General features: G+C 71.1%; 27 protein-coding genes and 1 pseudogene. 11 read left to right on the top strand and 17 right to left on the bottom strand.

The window, feature by feature from the left end:
• Window positions 1-59 precede the first annotated feature (59 nt).
• A complete protein-coding gene (locus tag L3i22_RS22505) occupies window positions 60-707 on the top strand; it encodes a hypothetical protein (RefSeq protein WP_221328928.1) in 648 nt (215 codons plus the stop codon).
• Here the strand turns inward: L3i22_RS22505 and L3i22_RS22510 are convergent.
• Together L3i22_RS22510 and L3i22_RS22515 are read right to left on the bottom strand one after the other, a co-directional pair.
• Window positions 683-2,104 (bottom strand): bifunctional DedA family/phosphatase PAP2 family protein, encoded by a 1,422-nt coding sequence (locus L3i22_RS22510; protein WP_221328929.1) that lies wholly within the window; start codon window positions 2,102-2,104, stop codon window positions 683-685. The genes L3i22_RS22505 and L3i22_RS22510 overlap by 25 nt on opposite strands.
• A 77-nt stretch (window positions 2,105-2,181) precedes the next feature.
• Entirely contained in the window at window positions 2,182-2,694 is a 513-nt protein-coding gene (locus L3i22_RS22515; RefSeq protein WP_221328930.1) for a nitroreductase/quinone reductase family protein, read from the bottom strand.
• A 307-nt stretch (window positions 2,695-3,001) separates the two neighbouring features.
• Between L3i22_RS22515 and L3i22_RS22520 the strand changes: the two genes are divergently transcribed.
• A complete protein-coding gene (locus tag L3i22_RS22520; protein WP_221328931.1) occupies window positions 3,002-3,940 on the top strand; it encodes a PHB depolymerase family esterase in 939 nt (312 codons plus the stop codon).
• Window positions 3,941-3,973: 33 nt separating this feature from the next.
• Here the strand turns inward: L3i22_RS22520 and L3i22_RS22525 are convergent, their stop codons facing one another.
• From L3i22_RS22525 to L3i22_RS22545, 5 genes are all read right to left on the bottom strand, one after another.
• A complete protein-coding gene (locus L3i22_RS22525) occupies window positions 3,974-4,762 on the bottom strand; it encodes an ATP-binding protein (RefSeq protein WP_221328932.1) in 789 nt (262 codons plus the stop codon).
• Window positions 4,763-4,915: 153 nt separating this feature from the next.
• On the bottom strand, window positions 4,916-5,638 hold the full coding sequence (locus tag L3i22_RS22530; RefSeq protein ID WP_221328933.1) for a GAF and ANTAR domain-containing protein: 723 nt from the start codon (window positions 5,636-5,638) through the stop codon (window positions 4,916-4,918).
• Window positions 5,635-6,405 carry a GAF and ANTAR domain-containing protein gene (locus tag L3i22_RS22535; protein ID WP_221328934.1) on the bottom strand — a complete coding sequence of 257 codons (771 nt, stop codon included), beginning with the start codon at window positions 6,403-6,405 and terminating at the stop codon, window positions 5,635-5,637. Before L3i22_RS22535 ends, L3i22_RS22530 begins: the two co-directional genes overlap by 4 nt.
• Before the next feature lie 125 nt (window positions 6,406-6,530).
• Window positions 6,531-7,355: a GAF and ANTAR domain-containing protein gene (locus L3i22_RS22540; protein ID WP_221328935.1), complete on the bottom strand. Its 825-nt coding sequence runs from the start codon at window positions 7,353-7,355 to the stop codon at window positions 6,531-6,533.
• Between the two features lie 237 nt (window positions 7,356-7,592).
• Window positions 7,593-8,069 (bottom strand): ATP-binding protein, encoded by a 477-nt coding sequence (locus L3i22_RS22545; protein ID WP_221328936.1) that lies wholly within the window; start codon window positions 8,067-8,069, stop codon window positions 7,593-7,595.
• Window positions 8,070-8,567: 498 nt separating this feature from the next.
• On the opposite strand from L3i22_RS22545, the gene L3i22_RS22550 reads away from it, so the two are divergent.
• Window positions 8,568-9,281: a hemolysin III family protein gene (locus L3i22_RS22550; protein ID WP_221328937.1), complete on the top strand. Its 714-nt coding sequence runs from the start codon at window positions 8,568-8,570 to the stop codon at window positions 9,279-9,281.
• 48 nt (window positions 9,282-9,329) lie between these two features.
• Here L3i22_RS22550 and L3i22_RS22555 read toward each other — a convergent pair whose 3' ends face one another.
• The 3 genes from L3i22_RS22555 to L3i22_RS22565 form a co-directional block, all read right to left on the bottom strand.
• Window positions 9,330-9,791 carry a peptidoglycan-binding protein gene (locus L3i22_RS22555; RefSeq protein ID WP_221328938.1) on the bottom strand — a complete coding sequence of 154 codons (462 nt, stop codon included), beginning with the start codon at window positions 9,789-9,791 and terminating at the stop codon, window positions 9,330-9,332.
• Window positions 9,792-9,965: 174 nt separating this feature from the next.
• On the bottom strand, window positions 9,966-10,670 hold the full coding sequence (locus tag L3i22_RS22560; protein ID WP_221328939.1) for a GAF and ANTAR domain-containing protein: 705 nt from the start codon (window positions 10,668-10,670) through the stop codon (window positions 9,966-9,968).
• Window positions 10,671-10,738: 68 nt separating this feature from the next.
• The gene (locus tag L3i22_RS22565; protein WP_221328940.1) at window positions 10,739-11,500 is read right to left on the bottom strand and encodes a triacylglycerol lipase; all 762 of its coding nucleotides are present in this window, start codon (window positions 11,498-11,500) and stop codon (window positions 10,739-10,741) included.
• 513 nt (window positions 11,501-12,013) lie between these two features.
• Here L3i22_RS22565 and L3i22_RS22570 point away from each other — a divergent pair.
• Window positions 12,014-12,808, top strand: coding sequence for an HPF/RaiA family ribosome-associated protein (locus tag L3i22_RS22570; protein WP_221328941.1), 795 nt, complete (start codon window positions 12,014-12,016; stop codon window positions 12,806-12,808).
• Between the two features lie 6 nt (window positions 12,809-12,814).
• Here the strand turns inward: L3i22_RS22570 and L3i22_RS22575 are convergent, their stop codons facing one another.
• From L3i22_RS22575 to L3i22_RS22595, 5 genes and pseudogenes are all read right to left on the bottom strand, one after another.
• Window positions 12,815-13,273 (bottom strand): universal stress protein, encoded by a 459-nt coding sequence (locus L3i22_RS22575; RefSeq protein ID WP_221328942.1) that lies wholly within the window; start codon window positions 13,271-13,273, stop codon window positions 12,815-12,817.
• 25 nt (window positions 13,274-13,298) lie between these two features.
• Window positions 13,299-14,672, bottom strand: coding sequence for an MFS transporter (locus L3i22_RS22580; protein ID WP_221328943.1), 1,374 nt, complete (start codon window positions 14,670-14,672; stop codon window positions 13,299-13,301).
• An 86-nt stretch (window positions 14,673-14,758) separates the two neighbouring features.
• Window positions 14,759-15,748: a hypothetical protein gene (locus tag L3i22_RS22585; RefSeq protein WP_221328944.1), complete on the bottom strand. Its 990-nt coding sequence runs from the start codon at window positions 15,746-15,748 to the stop codon at window positions 14,759-14,761.
• 16 nt (window positions 15,749-15,764) lie between these two features.
• Entirely contained in the window at window positions 15,765-16,895 is a 1,131-nt protein-coding gene (locus tag L3i22_RS22590; RefSeq protein WP_255658494.1) for an NADH:flavin oxidoreductase, read from the bottom strand.
• 80 nt (window positions 16,896-16,975) lie between these two features.
• Window positions 16,976-17,347, bottom strand: a pseudogene (locus tag L3i22_RS22595) (hypothetical protein); the annotation flags it as partial.
• Between the two features lie 138 nt (window positions 17,348-17,485).
• Here L3i22_RS22595 and L3i22_RS53640 point away from each other — a divergent pair.
• Both L3i22_RS53640 and L3i22_RS22605 read left to right on the top strand, forming a co-directional pair.
• Window positions 17,486-19,129, top strand: a complete 1,644-nt coding sequence (locus L3i22_RS53640) for an alpha/beta hydrolase (RefSeq protein ID WP_255658496.1) — start codon at window positions 17,486-17,488, stop codon at window positions 19,127-19,129.
• Window positions 19,126-19,599 carry a hypothetical protein gene (locus L3i22_RS22605; RefSeq protein ID WP_221328945.1) on the top strand — a complete coding sequence of 158 codons (474 nt, stop codon included), beginning with the start codon at window positions 19,126-19,128 and terminating at the stop codon, window positions 19,597-19,599. Before L3i22_RS53640 ends, L3i22_RS22605 begins: the two co-directional genes overlap by 4 nt.
• A 21-nt stretch (window positions 19,600-19,620) precedes the next feature.
• On the opposite strand, the gene L3i22_RS22610 is transcribed toward L3i22_RS22605, so the two are convergent.
• Entirely contained in the window at window positions 19,621-20,391 is a 771-nt protein-coding gene (locus L3i22_RS22610; protein ID WP_221328946.1) for a M15 family metallopeptidase, read from the bottom strand.
• 151 nt (window positions 20,392-20,542) lie between these two features.
• On the opposite strand from L3i22_RS22610, the gene L3i22_RS22615 reads away from it, so the two are divergent.
• From L3i22_RS22615 to L3i22_RS22630, 4 genes are all read left to right on the top strand, one after another.
• Window positions 20,543-21,028 (top strand): RidA family protein, encoded by a 486-nt coding sequence (locus L3i22_RS22615; protein ID WP_221328947.1) that lies wholly within the window; start codon window positions 20,543-20,545, stop codon window positions 21,026-21,028.
• A gap of 63 nt (window positions 21,029-21,091) precedes the next feature.
• Complete coding sequence (locus tag L3i22_RS22620; protein ID WP_221328948.1) at window positions 21,092-21,979, top strand: hypothetical protein; 888 nt, start codon at window positions 21,092-21,094, stop codon at window positions 21,977-21,979.
• 4 nt (window positions 21,980-21,983) lie between these two features.
• On the top strand, window positions 21,984-22,607 hold the full coding sequence (locus L3i22_RS22625; protein ID WP_221328949.1) for a hypothetical protein: 624 nt from the start codon (window positions 21,984-21,986) through the stop codon (window positions 22,605-22,607).
• Between the two features lie 73 nt (window positions 22,608-22,680).
• Window positions 22,681-23,862: an EAL domain-containing protein gene (locus L3i22_RS22630; protein WP_221328950.1), complete on the top strand. Its 1,182-nt coding sequence runs from the start codon at window positions 22,681-22,683 to the stop codon at window positions 23,860-23,862.
• A gap of 136 nt (window positions 23,863-23,998) precedes the next feature.
• Here the strand turns inward: L3i22_RS22630 and L3i22_RS22635 are convergent, their stop codons facing one another.
• Window positions 23,999-24,448 (bottom strand): hypothetical protein, encoded by a 450-nt coding sequence (locus tag L3i22_RS22635; RefSeq protein WP_221328951.1) that lies wholly within the window; start codon window positions 24,446-24,448, stop codon window positions 23,999-24,001.
• A 206-nt stretch (window positions 24,449-24,654) separates the two neighbouring features.
• Here L3i22_RS22635 and L3i22_RS22640 point away from each other — a divergent pair, with 206 nt between their 5' ends.
• Complete coding sequence (locus L3i22_RS22640) at window positions 24,655-25,662, top strand: GlxA family transcriptional regulator (protein ID WP_255658497.1); 1,008 nt, start codon at window positions 24,655-24,657, stop codon at window positions 25,660-25,662.
• Window positions 25,663-25,667: the final 5 nt, after the last annotated feature.

The following is a 25,667-nucleotide window of genomic DNA, read 5'->3' on the forward strand; positions in this document are numbered from 1 at the left end:
ACCCGGCAGCCGGCGGCCCGGGATGGGAATCGTTGTACCGGGCCGGTGCGGTCTGCGCGATGTCGGCGGTCGCCGCGTACGTCGCGGCCCTGATCCTGGTCACCGTGACGGATCCGCCGCCCACCAGCGGTGGTGCCGCCGTGCTGGCGTTCGTCGCCGCGCACCGGACGGTCTACGTCCTTCGGCAGCTGCTGTGGCTCACGCCCGCCGTGCTCCTGATGGTGGTCTCCCTCGCGCTCGCCGTGGCGCTGCGCGAGCGCGGCCGAAGCTTCGCGGCGGTGGGGGGCCTGATCGCGATCGCCTCCTGGGCGATGTCGTTGGCCTGGCCGGCCACCGGTGACGGCGCACTGGCCATGGTGGTTCTCAGCGACAGGTACGCCGATGCGGGCACCGCCGCCGGGCAGGCGCCCTTCGCCGCCGGCGCGGAGGTGCTGATCGCTCTCAACGATGTGCCCGCCGTGATCGGGGTGCTCCAGTCGATCGGCGTCCTGCTGATCGCATTGCTGATGCGCCGGGAGCCGTCCGCCGCGGCACTGGCCTGGCTCGGGATCGCGACCGGCGTGGTCGGGGTGATCTCGGAGTTGCTGCGGCCGGTGCTCGGCTGGGCCTACGCGATCTACGGCGTGCTGCTGTTCGCCTGGCTGATCGGAGTCTCCGGCACGCTGTGGCGCCTGGGCTCCGGTCAGTCACGGTGGAGCACCCGGTAGTCGCCGGGTTCGACGGCGTCGGCGTGGGGCTCGCCCGGAGTGGGCCGGCGCGTGACAATGCCGACGGTGGTGATCGTCAGGGTGGTCCAGGCGGTGCCGAGGGCGAAGCCGCCGAGGACGTCGGTGAGCCAGTGCGCTCCCAGGTACAACCGCGAGAATCCGACGAGGGCGACGATCAGCACGGCTACCGTCCACACGGTGACCCGGTGCCCCCAGCGCTGGAGCCGGCCGGCCAGCAGGTAGGCGATGGCACCGTAGGCGGCCGCGGCTTGGGCGCTGTGCCCGGAAGGGAACGCGTATCCCGGCGCCGAGGTGAGCAGATCGGTGATGTCGGGCCGGATCCTGGTGGTGAGCAGCTTGATCGCATCGATCAGGACTGCCGTGCCGGTCACCACGACGGCCAGCATGACGGCGGTGGACCACCGGCGTCCCGGCCGCGCGAGCACCAGCACGGCCAGGACGAGAAGCACGGTCACGACCCGGCCGCTGCCCAGAGCGGTGACGACCCGCATGACGGCGGTCAGCCAGCCGGTGCGATGATCGACCAGCCAGGCGGCGACCGGGCTGTCCCGGGTGGCGAGCTCGTTCTTGTGCAGCACGCCGACCAGAATGCCGCCGAAGGCCCACCCGGCGAGTCCGATGGCGATCAGGCCCACGGTCAGCGAGAGCCCCAGTGCCGTACCGGGTGTGAAGCGCCGGCCCACGAAGGCCAGTTCCCGGCGGTAGCGCCGGCGCAGCCGGAGCATCCCTGGCCGGTCGATCGCCCGGCCGAGCAGGGCCCGCAGGCGTTCCGGATGTTTGGCCACCCATCGGGCCGCCGCCGTGGTCACCCCGATCAGCGCCAGCAGGACGACCAGGACCAGCCCGGCCGGACCGGTCACAGCGGCGACCCGCTGATAGGAGTTCCCGGCGAAGTAGCCGATCAGTACCGAACCCGGACCCCAGATCAAACCACCGATCACGGCGTACGTCGTGAAGGTGCGCAGACGCATCCGGGCCATCCCGGCCGCCATCGGCATCACCGCGCGCAACACTCCGATCAGGCGCCCGAACAGAATCGCCCGCGCGCCCCGCTCGATCAAGGCCTGGTCCACCGCGGCCCACCGCGCCGGGCCGATGCGCCGCCCCAGCCGGCTGGTTCGCAGAGCCGGCCCGAACCGGCGCCCGATCGCGTACGCGAGCAGGTAGCCCCCGACGGACCCGGCGCCGGCCAGAATCAGCATCACGGTGAGGCTGACCCGGCCGTGGAAGGCGAGCAGCCCGCCCAGGACGAGCACCAGCTCACCGGGCAGCACCAAGCCGAGAAACATCGATTCCGCCGTGGCCAGGACACCGACCACCAGGTACGCCAGGGCAGGCGGCACCGCGGCCATGACCGCGCTGAACCAATGTCCCATCACCGCTGCCCTTCCTGCGGGCCGGCGACCACGCCGGGTGGCCGCGCCTCATCCCGTTCGCGGTCGGCCCCACCTGCTCACGACTGCTGGAGCAGGTCGGTGCCGTCACGCGGTTCGAGCACGACCACGGCAGTCTCCCTCTGCCGCCGCGCGGCGTACGCGTCGAGGTGTTCGTCGATCTCCGCCCAGCGGCGCCACAGGCGTTCACGCTCGTCCGGGCGGGCCGGCCGGGCGTGGAAGGGCCGCCTCCCGTCGCGGGTCTCGACCATGGCATCCGGGTTGGCCCGCAGGTTCAGCCACCACGCGGGCTCGGCCGCACCCCATCCGTTCATCGCCAGCGTGATCAGGTTGCGGCCGTCCGCGATGTAGCCGAGAACGACCTGCCGGGGCTGCCCGGTCCGCCGGCCCGTCGCAGTGAGGCGCAGAGCTCCCCAGCCGTCCGGCTTCGGCCGCCACAGACCCACCCGGCCGCGGGTCACCCGCACCAGTGCGCGATGACCGTGCCAGAACAGTGTGATGAACCAGCGCGGTGGCAGCCAGGGGCGCCGTACCGGCACCGAGGCGTCTCGTGGCGAATGCGTGTTCGACATGTCCCCGCCGATCGTCGTCGGTCGACCGGTCGAGATCACCGGGCCCGGCGGCGTCGCCGCCACCGTCGCGGTTGGATCACCTGGCCGTACCGATGGATGTTGTCCGCCGCCGAGCCGGCCGGGGCACGGCCGGCTACGGTTCAGCGGCGCCCGTCGACCGATCGTGGCCCGGTCTCCCGTCCGCGGGGTAGAGGCGAACGTCCCCGCTCGCACAGGGGTATCGGTGCCCGGACCGGACGCCGGCCGGGGCCGCCGACGGGGGCTGTTCGGCGGTATTCTGACCGGGATCCTCGTACGGGAGGACGTGATGGCTCGGCACAGAGGGCGGGTGGTCGGGGCGATGATCGCCGTGGCGGCGGTCATGGCGGCGACGGCCTGCGGTTCAGCAGGTGGTTCCGGCCCGTCGCCGGGCATCCCGGTGGTGATGCCGTCGAGCGGCACCGCCACGGTGACGATCGGGGGCCGGCCGGTCACCGTGCACGTCCCGGACTCCTACGACCCGGCTCGTCCCGCGCCGCTGGTTGTCGCGTTGCACGGCTACACCTCCGACGCCGCGGAACTGGAGACGTACCTGCGGCTGACCCCCGAGTCGCAGCGGCAGGGATTCGTCTACGCCTACCCGGACGGGTCGACCGATGATCACGGTGATCGTTTCTGGAATGCCACCGACGCGTGCTGTGACCTCTTCGGAGCGAAACCCGACGACTCGGGCTATCTGAGCGCACTCATCTCTTCGATCCAGAGTACCTATCGGATCGACCGTGGCCGCGTCTACCTGATCGGCCACTCCAACGGCGCGTTCATGGCCTTCCGGATGGCCTGTGATCACGCCGGCCAGATCACCGCGATCGTCGCCGTCAACGGTGCCGGCTGGAACGACCCCGCACGGTGCCGGCCGTCCGAACCGGTGAGCGTGCTCGCCATCCACAGCACCGACGACGAGAGCATCGCCTTCGCCGGTGGCGCGATCGACGGCGTCACCTACCCGTCGGCGGCCGCCACCGTCACGCAATGGCTGGGCTACGACCGGTGCGTGGCGGAGGGCCGCGACGCTCCGGGGCTCGATCTGGTCACCGACCTGCCGGCCGCGGAAACGTCGGTTCGTACCTACCAGCAAGGTTGTGCCGGTGGATCGAGTGTGCAGGCATGGACGATCAACGGTGGCACGCACGTGCCCCGGCTGGGGCCCGCCTTCGCCCCCGCGGTGACCGGTTTCCTGCTCGCCCGGTCCAAGCCCGCTCGTTAGCCCGGCACGACCGGTCGCGGGGGAGGGCCGGCCCTATCGCCGCGGGGCGGGGGTGACCGGCGTGTCGTCGTGCAGCACCGCCCATACGACCTTGCCATCCGGTGTGGGCAGGGCACCCCAGGACCGGGCGGCGGCCTCGACGATGCGCAACCCGTACCCTCGCTGTTCGTGCGGCCCGGTGTAGCTCAGCTCCGGAGCCGGCAGCCGGGGCAGCTGTGGGTCGCGGCCGTAGACGGAGACCCGAAGCCGGCTGGGACCTCGGACGATGCCGCGCCGGAGCGGGCCGAGCCGGGTCACCACGAAGTCGAGATAGGTGCCGGCGTGCTCGACCGAGTTGCCGACCAGTTCGGAGACCACGAGCTGGGCCCGGGGCAGGAGCGTCTCCAGGTGCCACTCCTGGCAGGCCGCTCTGATCAGATCACGGACCACGGCCGCGGCGATCGGCTCGGGGGCGAGCTTTAGACGGATCTGATCGGTCGACGGCCGGCGGTCGTTCAGGGCGGCACGCACCTCCTCGAGGTCGGCGTCGACCGTGAGGCGGCGGCGTGCACCCAGCCGTTCCAGTCGCTCGGTCAGGACCGATCCGATCGGCAGACACGCCGCAACCGGGACCGGTGGCTGCAGCCGGGCCGCCTGCTCGCCGACGCTGAGCCAGAGCGGTGCACTACCCGCGGCGGGATCCTCCAGGTACTTCAGGTCGAGCAGCAGGCCCGGTGGGTGGGCGGACAGGTTCTCGCGCACGCTGTCGTGCGCCTGCTGCCACAACGGCCGCCCCCAACTCCCGGTGACCGTCATCTCGATGATGGCCGTCTCGTGGTCCACGAGCGAAAGGACCTGACATTGCACCTCGAAACCTCCGTCTCCTGGCGGCTGACCCGGCTCGGTCGACCGACGCGAAATGCATGGATCATTATCGATATGGAAAGTCGTTCGACCGACGGCGGCTGCGAAACCCTTCGAGTAACGGGAGAGGGCTCACCGCCGCGGCCCGTCCGCGCCCGGCCGGAAGGTCAGCCGGCCGGCGAGGGTCTCGGAGACGACCTCGTGTATCGACCGCGCGTTCTCCTCGGCGTAGGCCCGGAGCAGGTGCAGCGCCGCGTCGGCGTCGGTGCCGGTGTATGCCATGACCATGCCGACGGCTTGTTGCACCGACGCGGCGCCGACCGGCATCGTCATGGCGGGGTGGCCGGTCCCGTCGGACTTGATGGTGTCGAGCAGCAGCACCGCGGCGGCAAGCGCGTAGCGGGAAGCAATCTCGCCGGCGTGGAGCGTGAGCGGCCCGGCGACGCCGCGGTAGAGGGTGAGAACGCCGATCGGCTTCCCGTCGTGTGTGACGGCGAAGGCGAACACGGCACGAATGCCGCGGGCCGGCGCCTGGGCGGCGAAGGCGGGCCAGCGCCGGGCCGCGGCCGGTGTGCTCAGATCGGCGACCGCGACCGGCTCGCCGTGGGCGAAGCTGTCCAGGCGCGGTCCCTGCCGCAACTGGTCCTGCAGGTCCTCCAGTTGATCGGACCGCGGGCCGCTGTCGCTGAGCAGGAGCCAGCCCGACGACCCGGCGTGGATGCTGAGAGCGACGCCGTCGAGGTCGGGTAGCTGCCGGTGACAGTCGGTGGCCAGCGCGGTGATGCCCCCGCGAGCGCGAAGCGCGGAGACCAGCTGACGCAGTAGCCGGTGTGCTCGGCCGTCGGGTGCGGTCATGGATTCTGCCCGGTTTCCGGGATGCCGTCGTCCGCGGGCGCCGGGAAGGTTCCGGAGACGACTCGCGCGGCGAGTTCGTGAAGGCTCTGGTTGGTGTCGCGGGCCACCTGACGGAGCCGGGTGAACGCGGCATCCGGGCTGGTCCGCCAGTACACGGCTAGCATGCCTTTGGCCTGCTCGATGGTCACCCGGCTGGCCAGCGCGGTTTCCAGGTGCTGGATTCGCAGACGACCGCGGCGCAGCGCGTCGAGCTGGCGTGCGGTGTACGCGGCGGCCTCGGCCAGCGCGCTGGCCGAGGCGATGGTCTGCTCGTCGAGCGGCCCGGGCTCGGCGTGGAAGAGGTTGAGCACCCCGAGTGGCCGACGCCGGCCACCCAGCATCGGGATGGCATGCACCGACCGGGCGCCGGTGGCCAGGATCGCCGGTCCCAGGCCCGGCCAGCGGGGGTCGGTGATCTCGGCGTCGGGGTACACCACGGCAACAGCCCGGCGGTGCGACTCCACACACGGTCCGCGGCCGGCCGCCAGTTCCGCCGCTTCGAGGCGTCCCACCTCCGGGGAGGTCACCGCGACCACCCGGAGTCGATCCTCGGGATCGGCCAGTGACACCCCGGCGCCGCTGGCGTGCAGGAGCCGCCGGCTGGATCGCAGCAGGGCACGGACCGGTTCCAGGTGGTCGTCGCCCCCGGCGCCCGCGGTAATGATCTCCAGGATCGCGGTGCTGAGGTGATCGGGGCCGGGCCCGGTCACGGTCGCGTCATCCGTCATCACCGCCCCTTCCCCGTCCGGTCGCCTCGTCCTGTACGTAAGAGCCCGGCCCGACGCCCGATCGGGCACCGCCTGGCCCCATCACCGTGACGGCCCCGGCCGGCACGGCGTCCGCAGCCCGCTCGTCAGTCATCGTCGGCATCCAACGGATCCACCAGCAGCGGAAAGTCGACCGTTGCGGTTCCCGTGAGCACCGCTTCGGCGAGTTGCCCCACCCGCAGCCGCCGGGCACGAGCGGTATGCCGCAGCACCGCCGACACGGTGTCCAGATCGAGTCGCCACCGGACCGCGAGCATGCCCTTGGCCCGCTCGACAACGGTCGCCTCGGCCAGCGCCGCGGTCAACTCGTCGATCCTGACCGGGGCCTGGGCGTGCGTCTGGAGCCGGTGCACGGTTTCGCCGGCCGTGGCCGCCATCGACCGGGCCAGTCGTGAGTCCGGCCCGCCCAATCCGCCCGTGCTCGGCCGGAACAGGTTCAGTACCCCGACCGTCGCGTCCCCGGCGAACAGCGGGATCGCGTGGATCGCGCGGATGCCGTTGGCCCTTGCCAGCACGCCGAGCTCCGGCCATCGCTCGTCGGTGACGTCGACATCGGCGAACACGAGTTCGCGAGCCTGACGATGCGATTCCACGCAAGGTCCGCGGTCCGCGGCCAGCTCCTGTTGTTCGAGCAGGCGCACGGCCTCCGACGACACCGCCATCGACGTCAGCATGCCGCGCTGATCGGGCAGCATCACGCCGGCACCGCTGACATCCAGCAGCCGCAGACTCCATCGGGCCAGGGTGTGTGCGACGTCCAGCTGGTGGCCCCCCTCGCCGCCGATGGCCGCGAGCTCGACGAAGGCCTGCGAGATCGACCCGTTCCGATCGCCCGGCGGTGTGCTCTGGTGAGGGTTCATGGCCGGCTCCGTCCGCTGGTCCGACACCGCGGTCTGGAGCTTGTCGGGCATACCAGATCACCTGGATGTGTCAGTCTCATGCCCACCATGCCAGAGCCGGCACCCGTCGCTCACTTCCGTCGGTCGGAGCCGCGTCCGAGGCAGCCATCGCACAGCGGCCAGCTTGCTGAACCGAGGACATCATGGCAACTCCGAAACGCCGCGTGGATCAGAACTAGTGGGCGGATGGACGGTCGACGCACCGGCGGCCACTGGCTGCGAGCCGAGCGGGAAGGCCTGCGCGGGTCGCTAATCGTCGTACGGCGCCGGGATCCGAAGGTCCAGCAGCAAGGTGGTGCCGGTGCGGTCGCTGCTGAGCCTTACCTGATCGCACACGTAGTTGATCAGCCACAGCCCGCGTGGCGGCATCACCCCGTCGCGTCGTCGATGACCATCGAGGTGCCATTTCGCGGGGATGCCGGGCCCCTCGTCGGTGATCCTGCAGCACAGGCGATCCGCTCGCCGCCACAGGACCAGCCGGCCCCGTCCGCCGCCGTGCTGCACGGCGTTCGCGCACCCCTCGTGCACCGCGAGCACGAACCGCGCCAGCCGCGGACCGGCCAGTCCCCAACCGCGGCTGCGGTCACGCACCGCGGACCGCAGACGACCCAGGTCAACCGCGCGGAAGTCGACAGTCAGCAAGCCGGCGTCCGGCTGCGCACCGGTGTCGTCCTCGGCTTGTCGCATCTGATCATCCGGTGTTGCCGGAGACCGTGACGGATCCATGACCGCTCCACGAACGGACGCACGTGTGACTCGCCAAAGGTCGCCGCCGGGGTCTGGAGCAGCGCCAGGACCGTTGCACCGGGCGGACTGAACAGCCCTGGGTCACGGCCCACTACCCGGACATGCTAGCTACACGTGACCAACCGTGCCAGCGAGGAGCCCCCGTTTGAGTGGATCCCAGGCCGGACGCGGACAGATCCGGGCCACAGCTCGAGTATGCCAATCGGGGGGCCGTGACCGCCGCACCCAGGCGGCCACTCCGATTCGGTGGGCTCACAGCTCGGGCCGAGGGGCCGGATGACAACTCGTCGGATCAGCCCCTGAGCCTTACGCCACCGGGGTGTGGCCCAGCAAGGAAACGGCTGTCCGCAAAGCGGGGACACCGGCGGCGGGAGCATCCTTGAAGGCAACCGCAAGGCATCCGGTGAGGGATGCCCGGCGTGCTCTCGCCCCGGACCCCGGCGATCCTCAGCCGATGCTGTTCCGCAGGAGGGCGCCATGTCCCGATCAGATCCCGAAGCCCCGGTGGCCCGCCGGGACAGTCGGCCGTCCGCGGTCGTCGATGATTCGTGGCGGGACCCGCCCGATCCCAAACCGGTCATGCGCGGCTGGTCGCACCTGGTCTGCTTCGAGGCCTCGCTGATCCTCGGGACGCTGGTCGTGGTGGCCGCCGACGGGGTGCTGGCCACCGTCGGGGCGGCCGTCTACGCGGTCAGCGTCGCCGCGATGTTCGGCACCAGCGCGCTGTTTCACCTCGGGCGGTGGCGGCCCCGGGCCCGGCGGGTGCTGCGGCGCGCCGATCACGCGACGATCTCACTGCTGATCGCGGGGACCGCTACCCCGATCTATCTGCTGGCGGTGCCGCGTACGTACGGAATAGTTTGTCTTTCGGTGTTGTGGTTGTTGACCCTCGGCGCGGTCGGCATGCACCTCGCGTGGCCGCGGACCCATGATCGGTTCCGGGTCGTGATGTACCTGGCCATGGGCTGGACCGCGTGCCTCGCGCTGCCCTCGCTGTGGGTGCGCGGCGGGGTGGCCGCCGCCGTGCTGGTCGCGGCCGGGGGAGTGCTGTACACCGTGGGTGCGCTGGCCTATCACCGGCACCGCCCGGACCCGAGCCCGGGCGTGTTCGGCTATCACGAGGTGTTCCACGCCTACGTCTGCGTCGCCGCCGCCTGCCAGTACGTCGCCATCGCGATCTTCGTCCTCTGAGGCGGGCCGGCCCGGTTCGGCCCGACCCGCCCCGTCCCGTCCCGCGGATCAGAACGAGTACATCCCGCTGACCAGCGCCTGCCAGGTCATCGGGCCGACGATGCCGTCGACCGCCATGGACGGCTCGTCGGCGCGGACCGCCTGCTGGAAGCCGCGCACGGCGGCCTCGGTCTGCGGGCCGAAGATGCCGTCGATGGCCAGCCCCTGAGCCGGCTCGCCGGAGAGGTCGCGGTACTGGAATTCCTCCTGCACGCCGCGGACGGCGTCGCCCTCGGCGCCCCGCTGGACCTCGATGATCAGTTTGCCCCAGGTCTGCGGGCCGACGATGCCGTCGACCGTCAGACTTTTCTCCCGCTGGAAGCTGCGCACCGCGGCGTCGGTGTTCGGGCCGAAGATGCCGTCGACCGCGACCGTGTGCCCGCGGGCCCGCAGCAGGTACTGCAGGGTCGGTACCGGGTGTTCCTTGGCGCCTTTCCTGACTTGCGGCCAGGGTTGCAGTCCGTTGGCCATGTCACCGGCCTCCCATCGGTATCGCTCGGGAGCCGGGTCCTCGCACAGCCCGGCTCCGGGGGCCTCCCCGATCGGGGAGGTTTCGGCTTTCCGCACCAGCACAACCGGGCTCGGCGCATGGTCGCCAGGGTCTTTGGTCCCGGACTGCCGGCTCGGGCCGCACGCACCGGTCGGTCAGGCACGTCCGTCGGGCACCTCGCCGGTCTCGACGATCTCGGCGGCCAGGTCGTGGATCTTCCGGTGCCGGTGTCGCGAGGATCGTCGCAGGACCTCGAAGGCCTGCTGGGCGGTCACCCGGCGCTGGTTCATGACGATGCCCAGCGCCATCCCGATCAGCCGGTTGGACCGCAGCGCCTCGGTCAGTTCCGTATTGCGGGCCCGGGTGGCCGCGCCGGACAGCGCCAGAGCGCCGTGCAGGGCGAGAGCGCCGCCGAGGGTGACCGACGACGGCCCGAACGCGCGGGGCGACCGGGCGGCCAGGGTCAGCGCGCCCAGCATCTGTGTGCCCGCGGCGATGGGCAGCGTCAGGACGCATCTGAGCCCGGACACCTGCTCGGCGCGCCGGCTGACGTCCGGCCACCGGTCGTCCTCCAGCAGGTCCGGGACCTGATGGACACCGCCGTCGCGGATCGCGACCGGGCACGGGCCCGCGTCCGTGGCGTGCCAGAGGCGGTCGGCCGCCGCCACCGGGTCACTGGTCGCGGCGGCCGGCACGATCTGGCCGTGCCTGGTGAGCAGGCACAGCGCCGCTTCCTCGCCGCCGGGCACCAGCTCGGCGGCGGCCGCGGTCATCTGCTGGGCGATGACGCCGGGATCGGCCAGGTACCACGAGCGGGTCAACTCCGCGAACGTCTCCACGAGCTGCTGGTCACCACGCATGACCGTGCCTCCTTCCGAGGTCACGGTCGCCGACCTGGGTTCGGGCCCACCAGGGGCCGAGGTCCCGGCTATCGCGTGCGGACGGCTTCGCCGGCCAGTTCCGGCAGCGTCGGGAAGAGCATGCGCAACATCAGCGGTGGCCGGAAGGGACGCCAGTCGTCCTCCGGCTGGGCCAGCCGGTCGGCGACCGCCCACAACACCGCGGGATGCTGCCCGAGCCCGAAATGGCTGCTCATGACCGCGATGTTCGCCCGGTTCGCGCCCGGCGGAAGCATCGACGCCCGGTAGGCGACGATCCCGTCGCAGCGGGACAGGATCGACGTCGCCGGCATCTTCAGCGGCGGCTGATCCCACTCCGAGGGCGGCAGCAGGCGCTCGGGCACGTGCCGGTGGGCGTTCCACCGGTAGTAGGCCATGGCCCGGGTCTGGGCCGGATGCGTCATCCGGACCGGACTGCCGAGGGTGATCACCTGACGGACCAGGCCGGGATGAGTCCGCGCCGCGGCGTAGGCGTAGATCCCGCCGAGGCTCCAGCCGACGAGACTGACCCGGCGCTCGAAGCGGTCGGCGAGCGAGGCGACCCGCTGCGGAACCTGTTCGATGACGTCCGCGGTGGGGCCACGGTTGCGGCCCAGGTCCCAGCCGTGCACGGCGTAGCCCAGGTGGTGCAAGGTGCGGCGCAGAACGATGGTGGACCAGTCGCCGGCGCCCAGACCCGGCAGGACCAGGACCGGATGGCCGTCGCCCCGGGGGGCCGCCAAGAGGATGTGGTAGCCGAGCGCGCTCAGCCCGGCTCCGGTGATCGCCCGCCCGGCGTCCGTGCCGGACAACAGCCAGCTGGGTGGCCGCTCGTGCGGCCGCGGCCGGTGGCCGGGGTGAGCGGCGCCGGGTGTCCATGACCGTTCGGATGGTTCCGTGGCCCAGTCGTCCTCCGGAAAGGGGACCGTCATCAAGCTGCCGCCCTTCGCGGCGCGCCGGCCTGCTCAGTGAGCTCTGGCGTACCGGACGACCAAAGCGTAGCTCGCGATCATCGGCGTCAAGAGGTGTGTCACCCGGGACGACTGCCGCAGGAGGATCGCGACGGCGGCCTGGACCCAGCCGACCCGCGGGGTACCCGGCAACATGGCACCGGCAAGCTCAGGACTTGCGGCCCTGTCCGGGGCACCGGACACCGGGCAAGTATGAAAGTGCGCCCACCGGCGCAGGGGTGCGACACCTCGACGGCGGACTGAAGGAGAACGGCTTTCCGGCCGACGACCCGCCATCGCCACAACGGGTCAACCGCCGTCGGTGGCCGCCGGTCCGCCGGTGGGCGCCCGACCGTGTTTCTGGGGTGGTTACGCATGAGCGGACTGCAACCGATCACGACGGCTGACGTCGCGGCCGTGACCCACGGACGTGTTCCCGCCGATCTGGTCGACTACACCCGGCACAAAGTTCTCCAGGCCTGCCGCCACAGCCGGCAACCGATCCTGCACGTACGCCTGAAGCTCACCTACTTCGAGGACGCGGGGGAGCCCCGGCCGGCCCGGGCCCAGGCGAACCTGGACGTCAACGGCCGGCTGGTGCGCGGCCAGGTCACCGCCTCGTCCCTGCGGGAGGCGGCCGATCTGCTCGAGGACCGGCTGCGGCAGCAGTTGTCACGCAGCGCACGGCACTGGGAGGCACGGCGAGGCGGCCGGCCGCGGCCCGGCGAGTGGCGGCACGCCTCGGACGAGCGGCATCCGCTGGCCTACTTCCCTCGTCCGGAGGCGGAACGCCAGGTGGTACGGCACAAGTCGTACGAGCCGGCGAGGACGACCCCCGACGAGGCGGTGTTCGACATGGACCTGCTCGACTACGACGTGCATCTGTTCACCGACGACGGCACCGGCCAGGACGCCGTGGTCTACCGGGGCGGCCCCACCGCCTACCGCCTGGCCCGGCTGCGTCCGGTCGACCGGCCGGAGCCGGTGACGGCCGTGCCGCTGTCGGTCAGCGATCGTCCGGCGATGCGCCTCACCCTCGCCGAGGCGGTCGCCCGTCTCAACCTGACCGGGCAGCCGTTCCTGTTCTTCGCCGACGCCGCCGACGGGCGTGGCCGGCTGCTCTACCACCGCTACGACGGGCACTACGGACTGGTCACGCCGGCAACCTGAGCCCGGTCAATCCTTGTCACGGACGACGACGACGGGGCAGTGGGCGTGGTGTACACACCGCTGGCTGACCGAACCGAGCAGGCCCCCGGTGAACGTCCCGTGCCCGTGCGAGCCCACCACCAGCAGCGCGGCACGCCCGGATGCCTCGATCAGGACCTGCGCCGGGTGGCCGGCCACGACACTCTCCAGGACCGGCACGTCCGGCGCGCCGACGCCGAGCGCTTCGCGCACCGTCTCGCCGAGCACTTTGCCGGCGGTCGCGGGCAGATCCTCGTACGGGTAGGCGGGCGCCCAGCCGTAGAAGACCGGAACCTCCCAAGCCATCACCGCCAGCAGCCGGCCGCCGGTGATCCGGGCCTGATGCGCCGCCCAGCGCAGCGCGGCTGTCGACGACGACGAGCCGTCGACCCCGACGACCACGTCGTCGGCGCGGACGTCGTTCAGCTGCGAAGTTTGTCCTGTCATCGCGAATCTCCTCGTCGAGCGATTGTCACGGATGGCCCGTCCGGCGGGTCATCGCCCGCCACACATCGCGGGCCGGCGAGATGCCCGGCCGATCGTCCATCCGGCGCAGCGCGGCCACGCCGACCGCGATGCCGCAGCCGCCGGCGAGCAGGTACAGCACCCGGCTCCCGTCGACCGGCCCCTCGACCGGCCCGAGGACCATCCGCCAGGAGCCGGTCAGCCCGGCAAGAGCGCCGGCGGACGCGACCGCCAGCAGCAGCACCACCCGGGCCGCGGACTGGATCACGCTGAACACCCGGCCGCGGACCGCGTCGGGCACCTCGGCGCCGATCAGGGTGATGCCGTACAGGAAGGCCATCCCGGCACCGGCGCCGGTGAGCATCACCTCCGGCAGCGCCACGGTGAGCCAGGGGGTGACCGCCAGCAGGACCACGCCCAGTCCGGCCAGCTGCACCGACAGACCGAACAGCCGGCGCCGCGAGAGACGCCCCACCAGCCGTGGCCCGGCCAGCACGCCGAGTCCGAACCCGACGAACAGGGCGCCGAACAGCAACCCGAAGGTGGCGTCGCCGCCGCCGAGCGAACGGGCGTAGAACCGGGCCGCGCCGATCACGATCCCGGCCCCGGCGAACGACCCGAGCAGGCCCACGACCAGACCACGCAGCAGCGGAGTACGGCTCACGTACCCGACGCCTGCCGTGATCGCCTCCCGCGCCCCTTCGCCGCGGCCCGACGGCCGGCCGCGGCCGGAGATCTCGCGAACCCCGAACCCGACGACGCCCGCGCAGGCCAGGAACGTCAGAGCGTTGAAGTAGAGGGCGGCCGCGGCGGCGCCGTCACCGCCGATGACCGGCAGCCGGAAGGCGCCGGCGAAGACCAGCGCGGCGAGCACCGGCGTGACGCCGTAGGTGGTGATGATGGTCAACTGGTTGGCCGTCTCCAGCCGGCGCACCGGCAGCAGATTGGGAACCGCGGCCTCTTTGGCCGGCGCCCACAGCATCGCGCCGACCTGGGCGGTGAACGAGGCGATCGCGGCCCACCCCACCGCCACCGCGTGATCACCGGTCAGCGACGCCATGGCCGGGATCGAGGCGAACAGCGCGAACCGCGCCACGTCCACCGACACCATGATGTGCCGGCGATCGAAACGGTCGGCCAGCACACCGGTGAGCGGGCCGAGGACCAGCCAGGGCAGCAGCTGCACGACGATCACCCCGCCGAAGGCCGCGCCCTGCGCCTTCGGCGAGCTGAGCTGCGTCGACGCGAACGACGACGTCGCGAGCAGACCCAGCCAGTCGCCGAGCGACGACAGCCCGAACACCAGCCACAGCCGGCGGAACGGCCGAAGGCTCACCACCTCAGCGAGCGCCGACCGCGACAGGTGCGCGGTGATCGTCACCCTTTCACCATCCGCCGCAGCCGGCGGCGTGCACAGGGTCGAAGGCCCCGGCGGCGCCCCGGACCGGACGGGACCAACGGCCGCGACTACGCCGGTGTCGCCTCGGCGGGCGGTCCGGAAGCGGGGTCGCGGGTCGCCGCCGTCCAGCCCGCCTGCTGCGCCACGTTCAGCACCGCGTCCACCACGCCGGTCATGCTCACCAGCGCGTCCCGGCCGGCGGCGTCGTTGAGCATCCGGGCGATCGCCACGATCACCACCACCACCGCGGCGTCGACGCCGTCCCGGCCGCCGGCCAGTTCGTGCACGTCCCGGTCGGTCAGCGGCCCGATACTGATCCGGCGGCCCGTCTGCAGCTCGACCCCGGCGATCAGGTGCCCGGCAGCGGTGAGCGCCGTCCAGGTGCCGGCCACCCGGAAGCCGGTGTCCAGGCCGGTCTCGTAGTAGGTGTCCTCGTCGGCCAGCCGCAACAACGTGGCGATCGACGCCGCCGTCAGCGGCTGCTCGCACACGCTCAGCTGCGCGCTGGGCCAGGTGGCGTACGCGCCCGGCCCGGCATCCTCGAACTCGAACCGGTCGAGCCAGCTGCGCAGGTATTCCTCGTCGACGTCGAACACCGGTGGCGGCGGCACACCCCGCACCGCCCGCTCCACGTCGAGGCACACCAGATTCCGGTTCAGCGGGCTGTCCCAGCCCCGGCTCTCGGCCCAGCCGTCGACCGCGAGGTCGCCGATCGTCGACCGGTACCGGTTGAGCTCGGCGACCTCGGCGGCGATGCAGGCGGCCTGCCGCAGCGCCTGCGGATCGAGATCCAGCGCGCCGGTCGCCGGCAGGCCGGGATGACCGGTGATCTCCGGGTCGAACCAGCCGACCCGGCCGGTCCCGTCGCGCAGGATCAGCGGGCGGATGTCGTGCACCACCAGGCTGTGCGCGTCCGGCGCCACCTCGCGCACCAGGGCCCCGGCCAGTTGCAGCCGGACGACGGCGTACTGCTCCAGCGCGGTGTGGAACGCCAGCCAGGCGGCGTGCGACTGCTGCCGCAGCGCCGCCAGGTCGGCCCGCCCGGTGCCCGAGGTCATCGTGATCCCTCCCGCCTCAGATGAGCCGGCTCTCGTCATCCTTGTCGTACGGGCGGATCTCGGCCAGCCGCCCCTCGCGCACCTTGGTCGGCCAGGCCGGCTCGGACAGCAGCGCCCGCCCGAGCGCGACCAGATCGAACTCACCCCGCTCGAACAGCTCCAGCAGCGGCGCGATGCTCAGCGTCGAGGCCGGCTCCTCGTGCTCCCCGCGGAAGGCCTGCGCCACGCCCACCGACCCGATCGCGACGACCGGCAGCCCGGTGACCTTCTTGGTCCAGCCCGCCAGGGTCAGCGCCGACTCCTCGAAGCCCGGCAGCCAGTACCGCCGCGTCGAGACGTGCAGCCCGGTGACGCCCGCCTCGACCAGCGGGGTCAGGATCTGCTCCAGCTCCCCGGGCGTCTCGGCGATCCGCGCGTCGAACGCGCCGCCCTTCCACTGGGAGAACCGGAACAGCACCGGGAAATCGGGCCCGACACTCGCCCGGACCGCGGCCACCACCTCGGCACCCAGCCGGGCCCGGTTCGCCGCGCTCCCGCCGTGCCGGTCACCGCGCCCGTTCGTCCCCGACCAGAGGAACTGGTCCAGCAGGTAGCCGTGCGCCCCGTGCAGCTCCACCCCGTCGAACCCGGCCAGCTGCGCGTCCCGGGCCGCCCGCGCGAACGAGGCCACCACCGCGTCCAGCTCGGCGGTCGTCGCCGGCTCACCGACGACGCTGCCGTCGGCGCGCCGCCCGGACGGACTCAGCACCGGCGCGTCCGGATGCGGCGGCGCACCCGCGGCCCGGGTCGCGCCCAGATGCCACAGCTGCGGCACGATCTTCCCGCCGGCCGCGTGGACGGCCTGGGTGACGCCGCGCCAGCCGGCCAGCGCGTCGTCACCGTAGAACCGCGGCACCCGATCACTGGACCCGGCCGACGGATGGTCGACGTAGGTGCCCTCGGTGACGATCAGCCCGACGTGCGGGGCCCGCCGCGCGTAGTAGGCCGCGACGTCCGCGCCGGGAACCCCACCGGGCGAGAACTGCCGGGTCATCGGCGCCATCACAAACCGATTGACCAATTCAAGATCACCCATTGCGTACGGGGTGAACAACGGCGCCGCATCGACGGCCGCCGAAGCGCCGCCCGTGGTCGATTCGAGAGTCACAACACGATCAAATCAGCGGCACCCACCCTTAATCCGGCAGCCGCAAAGGTGTGGCCCGTCTCATACGCCTGGGCACGCGCCTATCCGTGTTCCGGTGGATAGCCGATCTCGGCGAGGTCTTCGGCCAGATCGACGAGCCGGACGTCCGGATTCAGGCGTTGCACCAGCTCGTCGGTGAGCGGACCCAGTGCGAAGATCGCAGCGACGGCGTCGCCGTGGACCGCGGTCTCGTAGTAGTCCTCCGCGAAGCGCTGGTAGGCCGTCCCTGTTCCGTCGAGCAGGGTCTCGAACAGCCAGTCGGCTCCGTCGGGATCATCGCCGTCGGGCAGCTCGACATCGCCCGCGTGCCAGCGGTCGTCACCGTGCTGGCGCCACAGGCAGACCGTGGCCTCCAAGACGCCGCTTCGGTGGCTGAAGGCGGGTTCGTCAAGGCTGCCGGCGAACACGTCCGGGCGGATCCGTCTGAATGGCGCCGGCATAGTCGGGGCTGCGATCCGGTACCAGCTCACCGATCAGGAGTCAGCCGATTCGATCACGGCTACCGCCCCGGCGCAGCGGCCGTATCACGGGCCGCACATGGGTGCCGTCGGATGAGCGACATCACCCTGCGGCTTCTGGCTGACACGAACGCGAGCAGCTTCGCGCAGGCCTCCGATGCATGGGACCGGGTGGCCGCGGGCCTCGACTCCAGCCTGGGCAAGTTCATCACCGCGTCGCAATACCTTTCGGCGGTCTGGCCGACCGGCGACGCCACCCAGGAGAAGGTTGACGCGCTCCGGGCGGAGCTGAGCAGCACCCACGACCCATGCCAGAAGATCAGCCGGGCGTTGCGCACGCACGGCGACACGATCCTGAGCCTGCAGTCCATGCTCGGCGACATTCAGCGCGAGTGCGCGGCGGAAAACCTGGTGATCGACCTGGCCACCGGGACCGTCTCCGCGCGCAGCATCCCGGACAGCGCGCAGGCCGCGCGTATCCCCGCGCTGGTGCAGGACTACACCCGGCAGTTGGGTGAGCTGCTGACCAGGGCGAAAGGCTTGGACCTTGAGACCGTGCAGGCGCTCGGCCAGATTCCACCGACGCCGGGCTCGGGCAGGACCGGACCGAGGATCACCGCGAACGACTTCGCCGCGCTCACGGGCAAGACTCCGGCGCAGGTGCACGACTGGTGGGAAAGCCTTACCCGAGATCAGCAGGATCAGGCCATCCGCGACTTCCCGCGGGAGGTCGGCTGGATGGACGGCGTGCCCGCCGGCGACCGGGACAGGGCCAACCGGATCGGACTGGCGCAGGAGAAGCAGTTCCTGCAGGACCGGCTCGAGATCGACGACGGGTCGATCGACCAGAACGAGGTTCTCGATCAGCTGTATCGCGTGGAGGCGATCGAGCGGGGCCTGGAGATGATGGGCCCGCGCGGAATGCTTCTCGGATTCGACACCACCTCGTATGCCGGAGACGGCAAGGTGATCATGGCAATGGGCAACCCGGACACGGCCCGGCACACCGGCGTCTGGGTTCCCGGCCTGAGCACGACACTCGAAGCCAGCATGGACGAGAACATCGGCCGGATCATGGCGATGAACAGCAGGGCCGACGCTTTGACTCCGTGGCGAGCAGGCGATGTCTCCACCGTCTACTGGCTCGGCTACGACGCGCCGGACCTGAACAACACGTCCGTCGCCTTCAACGACCGCTCGCTGGCCGGCCGGGATCCGTACCTGAGCTATATGCAGAGCTTGCGCGTCACTCACGAAAGCGACGTCGGGCATCTGGTCGCCATCGGCCACTCGTACGGGACGACCGTCATCGGCGAGGCCGCGAAGAGCGGCCAGCTCCCGGTCGACGACATCGTGACGGCCGGGAGCCCGGGCATGCACGTGAACTCGGCAAGCGACCTGATGGCCGATCCGCGGCATGTGTGGGCCGGCGCTTCCACCGGCGACCCGGTTGCCAGGGCGTCGGCGGCCGAGCCGTGGGACACCCTTGGTGCCGCGGTGGTGAACCCGATCGCACCCCTCGCCGTGCCGTTCGTCGAGGTCGCCGCCGACGATCTGCATGGCGTGGCGCCGACCGACCCCGGCTTCGGCGGCAACAACTGGACGGCCGACACCAATGGTCACACCCACTATTGGGATCCCGACAGCGAGAGCCTGAACAATCAGTCCCGGGTTCTGGCCGGTGCCTACGACCAGACCACGCTCAACAGCGGAGAAAGACCGGAGAACTGGCGATGACCCGACCGACGACGAGCCGGATGGCGGCGGTGTGGATGGCCGCCGCGGCCTTGACCTTGGCCGCTTGCCTGGGCGGCGACGTGGAGACCAAGTCCGAGAAGGACGTGAACACCGAGGTGCAGCAGCACGCCGACGGTGTCGCCGCGGTCGCCCACCAGGCGTTGCAGAACCCGAGCCTGCTCTCGCGGGGATGCACCGGCCGGGCCGGCGAGATCAGCAAGTCGGTCTTCACCGTCCAGGGCGTCTACAACCTGCCGGCGCCCACCAGCGAAACGCACCTGGAGTTGATCTCCCGGGTCCGTGCGGACTGGACGAGCAAAGGCTACGAGATCACCGACGACCGCACCGTCGACACGGATCGAGGCGTCCTGGCCGCCAAGACCCCGGACGGCTACAAGCTCGACATCGAGACCGGCGAACCCAGCGGATTCGCCGTCTTCGTCGACTCGCCCTGCTTCGAGCGCCCCTGACCGCCGCGGCGGCACTGGCCATCAGATCGAGCGGAGTGCGACCGGGAAATCGAAGTAGGTGTCCGGGTACGGCTCCCCGGCCAGCGTGTAGTGCCACCACTCCAGGTCGTAGTTGGTGAACCCGGCATCGGTCATGATCCGCTTGAGCAGCAGCCGGTTGTCCAGCGGCCGCCCCGTGACCCGCGGATCCAGAGTGTTCGCGAGCGTGTCGAAGCAGTCATACCCCGTACCCATGTCAATGGTGTTGTCCGGAAAACGCTCGGACACCGGCGCCTTGCAGGACACCAGCGGCTTTCCCGGGCGATAGGCCGGCTGCGCCCGAGGCGGCAGTTTCACCAGCGTCAGGTCGAGCGTGCTGCCCCGGCTGTGCCCGGACTTCGCCGCGATGTAGCCCTGCTCGAACAGCACCGATTTGTCCAGATCTGGATAGAACTCGGCCTTCATCGCCGTGTCCCCGAGATCCTCGGCCCACGCGACGAAATCGTCGACCGCACGTTGCGGCCGGTAACAGTCGTAAACCTTGAGCGAATAGCCCCGACGCACCGCCGCCCGCTGCGCCACACTCAACGCCGTCGCCGCCTCGGTCGTCAGGATGCAGAGCGGCTCCCGGTATCCGTCGATCGGCCGCCCGATGAAGTTGTGCCTGCTCGCATACCGGATGTCGGACAGGATCGAGGGGTCGGCCCGCGAGATCGCCACAAAGCCGGGCACCCGCGCCGCGGCCGGCGCCGGCGCCACGAACGCCATCGACAGAGCCGCGACACCGGCCAGCAGGCGTGCCAAAGCCATCATGAAAGATTTATATCCCTCTATTGTTTCGCCCGCTCGCCCACACCCAAGATCAAGATCAAATTCCGTCTCCCGTACGTCGTGAGCAGCCCACCGCGTTCTAAACTGCCGTGCCCGCCACCAAGCGCAACGAGACCGCAGCAGAGGAGCAACGATGAGCGACATCGCCGACCGCCTCACCGAACTCGGCCTGACCCTCCCGCCCCCGCTCGTCCCGCCGCCCGGGGTGCGTCTGCCGTTCCGCTCCGTGCACGTCGTCGGCGACCTCGCCTACATCGCCGGGCACGGCCCGCAGACCGCCGACGGCAGCCTGTCCCCGCTGCGCGGCAAGGTCGGCGCCCAGCTCACCCCGGAGCAGGGCTACCAGGCAGCCCGGCTGACCGGCCTGTCGATCCTGTCCAGCCTGGCCCGCGAACTCGGCGACCTGGACCGCATCGCCGCCTGGGGCCGCGTCTTCGGCATGGTCAACGCCGCCCCCGGCTTCGACCGCCTGCCCGAGGTCATCAACGGCTTCTCCGACCTGGTGCTCGACGTGTTCGGCCCGGAGACCGGCGCACACACCCGCAGCGCGGTCGGCCTGGCCGAGCTGCCGTTCGGCCTCCCGGTGGAGATCGAGGGCCAGGTCCACCTGCGCCGCTGACCGCCCACGGGCCGGCGCGACGGGCGTCCATCATGGAGTTGATCCGGTTACGCTGTGGGCGTCATGGGCTTTTTCAGCGATCTGATCCGTGCCTGGGGTGTCTGGCTCGACGGCCAGTCGACCAGCGCGCTCACGCTCGCCGGGTGGCCGATGCTGCTGTGGGCCCGGGGCGGCAAGCTGCTGCAGTTCGCGGGCGGGCTCATCGTGCTGCTCGACCTCGCGGACGCGGACAAGTTGCGCGACCGGGGTGAGGCCGCCAAGGAGCGCTGGCGTGAGTTGCGGCGCTCGGTCAGCCGGATCCGGAAGTACCGGGACTCCGTGGAGGTGGCCGACCGGCTCTTCGACCGGCTCACCGTGCGGGTCGGGCGGCACGGCAAGGCGAAGTTCCGCTATCTCCGGGAGGTTCGCAGCCCCATGGAGCTGGAGCGGGCGTTCGATCTGGGGGAGTGCCAGAAACTCTTTGACGAGATCGTCGCCAAGGTGCCGACGGCGCATTCGCACGATGCGGAGATCCACGGTCCGGAGAAGCGCCTGTGCGGAGATCAGATCTTGTTCATCCAGCGGGAGATCAACCGGTTCCTGCAGTATTGGATGCAGCCCGACCAGTTGCGGGGCCGGGCCGAGACGGGCGGGCCACGACTGATCGCGGAGCTGTCGGGCACCGTCGCCTTCTTCATCATCGTCATCCCGCTGGCCATCTGGTACACCGGCGATTCGGATCGGGTGCGTGCCACCCTGATCGCCGCCGTCACGTTCGCCGTGGCATGGCGGGTGTTCCGCCGCTTCGACTGGCTGGCGACGCTCGGACTGGCGGTGACCGCCGGCATCCCGATCGCGGCGCACCGGATGGTCGGCTTCCTGTTCGCCCGCAAACGGCCCGGCCACCATCTGCGGTGGCTCGCCTTCATCGTCTTCGTCGTCGGTTTCCACTTCGACCTGCTGGCATCCTGATCGCATGGCACAGCCGCCGGCTCGGAACCGGGTCGCGCCGACCGGTCTGATCGTCGCCAGCGCCGGCCGCGGCGCCTGGATGGGCAACCGCGGCCGCCTCCACGAGGGCCGCGGCACCCGTGACGTGGTCCGCAACCATCAGGTCAAGGCGTGGATCACCTGCGCCCTGACCTACCGGGACTGCCGGCTGCCGCAGTGGGAGCCGCGGCACTACACCCAGCTGTTCTTCCTCGACGAGGCGGTCGCCCTCGCCGCCGGTCACCGGCCCTGCGCCAGGTGCCGCCGCGGCGCGTACAACGCCTACCGCGACGCCTGGGCGCTGGCCACCGGCGAGCAGCGGCCGCGCGCGTACCAGATGGATGCCCGACTGCACGCGGAACGCATCGGCCGTGGCCGGCGGCACCCGCACCCCTGGCGTGAGCTGCCCGACGGCGTCTTCGTCGACACCGGCCGCGGCCCCGCCGTCCTCACCGGCGACCACCTCACCGTGTGGGACGAGGCCACCAACACCTACCACCAGCGGCTGTCCCGCCCGCCCGCCGGCACCGCCCAGGTCATCACCCCACCCAGCACCGTGAGCGTCCTGACCGTCGGCTACCCGGTGCAGATCGGGCCGCCGCCCGGTTGAGCGCCGGTCTCAGCCGGTGGCCCCGGGTGCCGATGAAAGGGCAGCTATCGCCGCAGGTCACGAGGGGACGTTCATGCCGCAACGCACCGAAACGGCCGAGCAGGTCGCCGACCTGCTCCGGACCGCCCGGCAGTCGCTCGGGATGGGCCTGGCCTTCCTGAGCCGGATGGACGGGACGGTGCAGACCCTCGAGGTGGTCGACTCGGAGCTGCCGTTGCCGGACGGCACGACCCGGCCGCAGGCGACCTCGTTCTGTCAGGTGATCATGGATGGCGAGCTACCGCCGGTGATCCCGGACGTCACCGGCTTCCCGGCGGCGATGCGGCTGCCCGGCGCCCAGCTGGGCATCCGCAGCTACATCTCGGTGCCGGTGGAGCTCAGCGACGGCAGCGTCTACGGGACGTTCTGCAGCGCCGGTTTCCAGGCCGACCCGCAGCTCGCCGACCGCGACCGGGTGCTCATGCAGGTGCTGGCGCACGCCGCCGCGCTGATCATCGAACCGGACGTCCGGCGGCGGCGCCGCAACGCCGGGATCGAGCAGCGGCTGCGTCCGCTGATGGACTCCGGCCCGGTCGTGTTGCTGCAGCCGATCATCGACCTGGCCACCGGGCGCCGGGTCGGCGCCGAGGCGCTCAGCCGGTTCCCGCGGGAGTGGAATCAGCCGCCGGACGAGGTGTTCGCCGACGCCGGCCTGATCGGCGAGCGGGAGAGTCTCGAACTGGCGGCACTGCGCCGGGCCGCGGACCATCTCCCGGACGTCTCCGGTTACGTCGCGATGAACATCTCCCCGGCGACGCTGTTCACGCCGGCCGGCGTGCAGCTGCTCAGCGCTCTGCCGCTGCCCCGGATCGTGCTCGAACTCTCCGAACACGACCCGATCCACGACTACGACCACCTGACCGCGGTCCTGGCGCCGCTGCGGGCCCGGGGGATGCGCCTGGCCATCGACGACGTCGGCGCGGGCTTCTCCTCGCTGCGGCACATCGTCGCCACCGCCCCCGACGTGATCAAGCTGGACCGCAGCATCGTCGCCGGCGTGGCCGGCGACCGCGTGCTGTCGGTGGTGGTGCACGCCCTGGTCGAGCTCGCCGACGCGGTCGGCGCCACGGTGGTCGCCGAGGGGATCGAGGTCGCGCCGGACGCGGCCGCGCTGGCCGGCCTGGGCGTGGGCCTGGGCCAGGGCTGGCACTTCGACCGCGCCACCACGGCCGACCAGCTGCGCGACGACTACCAGCTCACGACAACCGCCGTCTAGTACGTAGGCCGGTTACGCCGTCCGCTCCATCTCGACGGAGCGGACGGCGTAACCGTCTCCGATCGCGGGTCGGCGTGGCCCGTCGCCCCAGTCGGCCGCCGTCGCCGGCAGCCGGCCCCGAACTGGGATCGACGGCTCAGACTCGCGGACCGCAGGCGCCGTTGACCACGCGGAAGAGATGAATCTGCCAGTCGTAGTTCCACCAACTGCTGTTGTAGTCACCGGCGCCGGGATAGGTGACGGGCCCCACGCCGGCGACGGCGATGTCCCAGGCGGCGGTGGTACTTCCGGCCGTCTTCCGGTAGGCGGTGAAGCAGTACCCGGAGCCGACGTAGAACTTCGATGCGTGGTCCCAGCCCCACTGGTCTTTCGTTTTCGAATATGCCGACAGGACGCCGTCGTAGGTTCCGGAGTGATAGTCGTGCCACACGCCGATACCGACCGAGCTGTTGTTGAAGATGTAGTTGTTGGGCACGGCGGCGTGCGCCGCGCTCGGCGTGATGGCAACGGCAGCCAGGACCGCTACCAGCAGTGCCAGTAAGCGGCGAGGGAACGATTCCAGGAGGAGTATGCGTTTGCGATTCATCTGTATCCCTTATCCCTTCTGCGGAACGGAACGGATCGGTCGCCGCGCGATCGCGGCTCTGGTCCTCGAGGTCCTGATGACAGGCGTTTCCATCGACTGCCACCGAGGGCCTGAGTCCATCGGTAGTGACGAACATGCCTGTTCTCCCGGGCGAGAAGAAGCGGCACGACGGCCAAGGATCGAGGGTTTCGTGCCATCATGCTGCGGTGAGTGCCTTCCACCATGTGGTCGCCTACGCACCCCCCGGCGTGACCGGGCTGAGCATCGGCGTCGTGAGTGGAGTCTTCGCCCCCAGCGGAGTTTTTGATCTCCGACCCGGTCTGCCCGCCTTCGACCTGACGCTCTGCACCCGCCGGCCGGGCACCCTGCGGACCGACGGTGGCCTCACCCTGCAGATCGAGCACGGTCTGGAGGCGTTCGCCAAGGCAGAACTGATCATGGTGCTGCCGGGGACGAGCTTCCGCGAGGATCTCAACGACTGTGCGCTGGACGCGCTGGGCGCCGCCCACCGACGGGGCGCAATCGTGGCCGGTCACTGCGTCGGTTCATTCCTGCTGGCTGCCGCCGGCCTGCTCGACGGACTGGACGCCACCACCCACTGGCAGTATGCCGATGAGATGGCCGCCATGTTCCCGAAGGTCGTGGTCCGCCGCGACGCGCTCTATATCGACCACGGTCAGGTCTCGACCGGCGCGGGAGCCACCGCCGGGCTCGACCTGAGCCTGCATCTACTGCGGGCACACCACGGCGCGACGGTGGCGAACCGGATCGCCCGCGACCTGGTCACCCCGCCGCACCGGACCGGTGGCCAGGCTCAGTACCTCGACACCCCGGTGCCCAGCTACGACGACTGCCGCCTCGAAGCGGTACTCACCTGGGCCAAGGCGAATCTCGGCGAGCGGCCATCGGTGGACCAACTCGCCGCCCGCGCCATGATCAGCCGCCGCACCTTCCTGCGCCGGTTCAAGCAGACGACCGGAACTTCACCGCACGCCTGGCTCACCAGCCAGCGCCTCAACCAGGCCGAAGAGCTGCTGGAGACGACCGACCTGCCGATCGAGCGCATCGCTCACCACGTCGGCTACACCAGCGGCAGTGCGCTGCGCGACCAGTTCGTCCGGCAGCGCGGAGTGCCACCCCAGGACTATCGGCGCACCTTCCGCGGCCAATCGGTGCAGGCGAAACGTCATGCCCGCGGCAAATCCGCCCAGTGAAGCCG

It is taken from the genome of Actinoplanes sp. L3-i22 (assembly GCF_019704555.1).
Classification (GTDB): Bacteria; Actinomycetota; Actinomycetes; order Mycobacteriales; family Micromonosporaceae; genus Actinoplanes.

Excerpts from the sequence above, each read along its gene's own strand:
- L3i22_RS22505 (WP_221328928.1), top strand. The coding sequence starts at position 60 with ATGTCGGCGGTCGCCGCGTACGTCGCGGCCCTGATCCTGGTCACCGTG.
- L3i22_RS22510 (WP_221328929.1), bottom strand. The coding sequence starts at position 2,104 with ATGGGACATTGGTTCAGCGCGGTCATGGCCGCGGTGCCGCCTGCCCTG.
- L3i22_RS22515 (WP_221328930.1), bottom strand. The coding sequence starts at position 2,694 with ATGTCGAACACGCATTCGCCACGAGACGCCTCGGTGCCGGTACGGCGC.
- L3i22_RS22520 (WP_221328931.1), top strand. The coding sequence starts at position 3,002 with ATGGCTCGGCACAGAGGGCGGGTGGTCGGGGCGATGATCGCCGTGGCG.
- L3i22_RS22530 (WP_221328933.1), bottom strand. The coding sequence starts at position 5,638 with ATGACCGCACCCGACGGCCGAGCACACCGGCTACTGCGTCAGCTGGTC.
- L3i22_RS22535 (WP_221328934.1), bottom strand. The coding sequence starts at position 6,405 with ATGACGGATGACGCGACCGTGACCGGGCCCGGCCCCGATCACCTCAGC.
- L3i22_RS22540 (WP_221328935.1), bottom strand. The coding sequence starts at position 7,355 with ATGCCCGACAAGCTCCAGACCGCGGTGTCGGACCAGCGGACGGAGCCG.
- L3i22_RS22545 (WP_221328936.1), bottom strand. The coding sequence starts at position 8,069 with ATGGATCCGTCACGGTCTCCGGCAACACCGGATGATCAGATGCGACAA.
- L3i22_RS22550 (WP_221328937.1), top strand. The coding sequence starts at position 8,568 with ATGTCCCGATCAGATCCCGAAGCCCCGGTGGCCCGCCGGGACAGTCGG.
- L3i22_RS22555 (WP_221328938.1), bottom strand. The coding sequence starts at position 9,791 with ATGGCCAACGGACTGCAACCCTGGCCGCAAGTCAGGAAAGGCGCCAAG.
- L3i22_RS22560 (WP_221328939.1), bottom strand. The coding sequence starts at position 10,670 with ATGCGTGGTGACCAGCAGCTCGTGGAGACGTTCGCGGAGTTGACCCGC.
- L3i22_RS22570 (WP_221328941.1), top strand. The coding sequence starts at position 12,014 with ATGAGCGGACTGCAACCGATCACGACGGCTGACGTCGCGGCCGTGACC.
- L3i22_RS22575 (WP_221328942.1), bottom strand. The coding sequence starts at position 13,273 with ATGACAGGACAAACTTCGCAGCTGAACGACGTCCGCGCCGACGACGTG.
- L3i22_RS22585 (WP_221328944.1), bottom strand. The coding sequence starts at position 15,748 with ATGACCTCGGGCACCGGGCGGGCCGACCTGGCGGCGCTGCGGCAGCAG.
- L3i22_RS53640 (WP_255658496.1), top strand. The coding sequence starts at position 17,486 with ATGAGCGACATCACCCTGCGGCTTCTGGCTGACACGAACGCGAGCAGC.
- L3i22_RS22605 (WP_221328945.1), top strand. The coding sequence starts at position 19,126 with ATGACCCGACCGACGACGAGCCGGATGGCGGCGGTGTGGATGGCCGCC.
- L3i22_RS22610 (WP_221328946.1), bottom strand. The coding sequence starts at position 20,391 with ATGATGGCTTTGGCACGCCTGCTGGCCGGTGTCGCGGCTCTGTCGATG.
- L3i22_RS22615 (WP_221328947.1), top strand. The coding sequence starts at position 20,543 with ATGAGCGACATCGCCGACCGCCTCACCGAACTCGGCCTGACCCTCCCG.
- L3i22_RS22620 (WP_221328948.1), top strand. The coding sequence starts at position 21,092 with ATGGGCTTTTTCAGCGATCTGATCCGTGCCTGGGGTGTCTGGCTCGAC.
- L3i22_RS22625 (WP_221328949.1), top strand. The coding sequence starts at position 21,984 with ATGGCACAGCCGCCGGCTCGGAACCGGGTCGCGCCGACCGGTCTGATC.
- L3i22_RS22630 (WP_221328950.1), top strand. The coding sequence starts at position 22,681 with ATGCCGCAACGCACCGAAACGGCCGAGCAGGTCGCCGACCTGCTCCGG.
- L3i22_RS22635 (WP_221328951.1), bottom strand. The coding sequence starts at position 24,448 with ATGAATCGCAAACGCATACTCCTCCTGGAATCGTTCCCTCGCCGCTTA.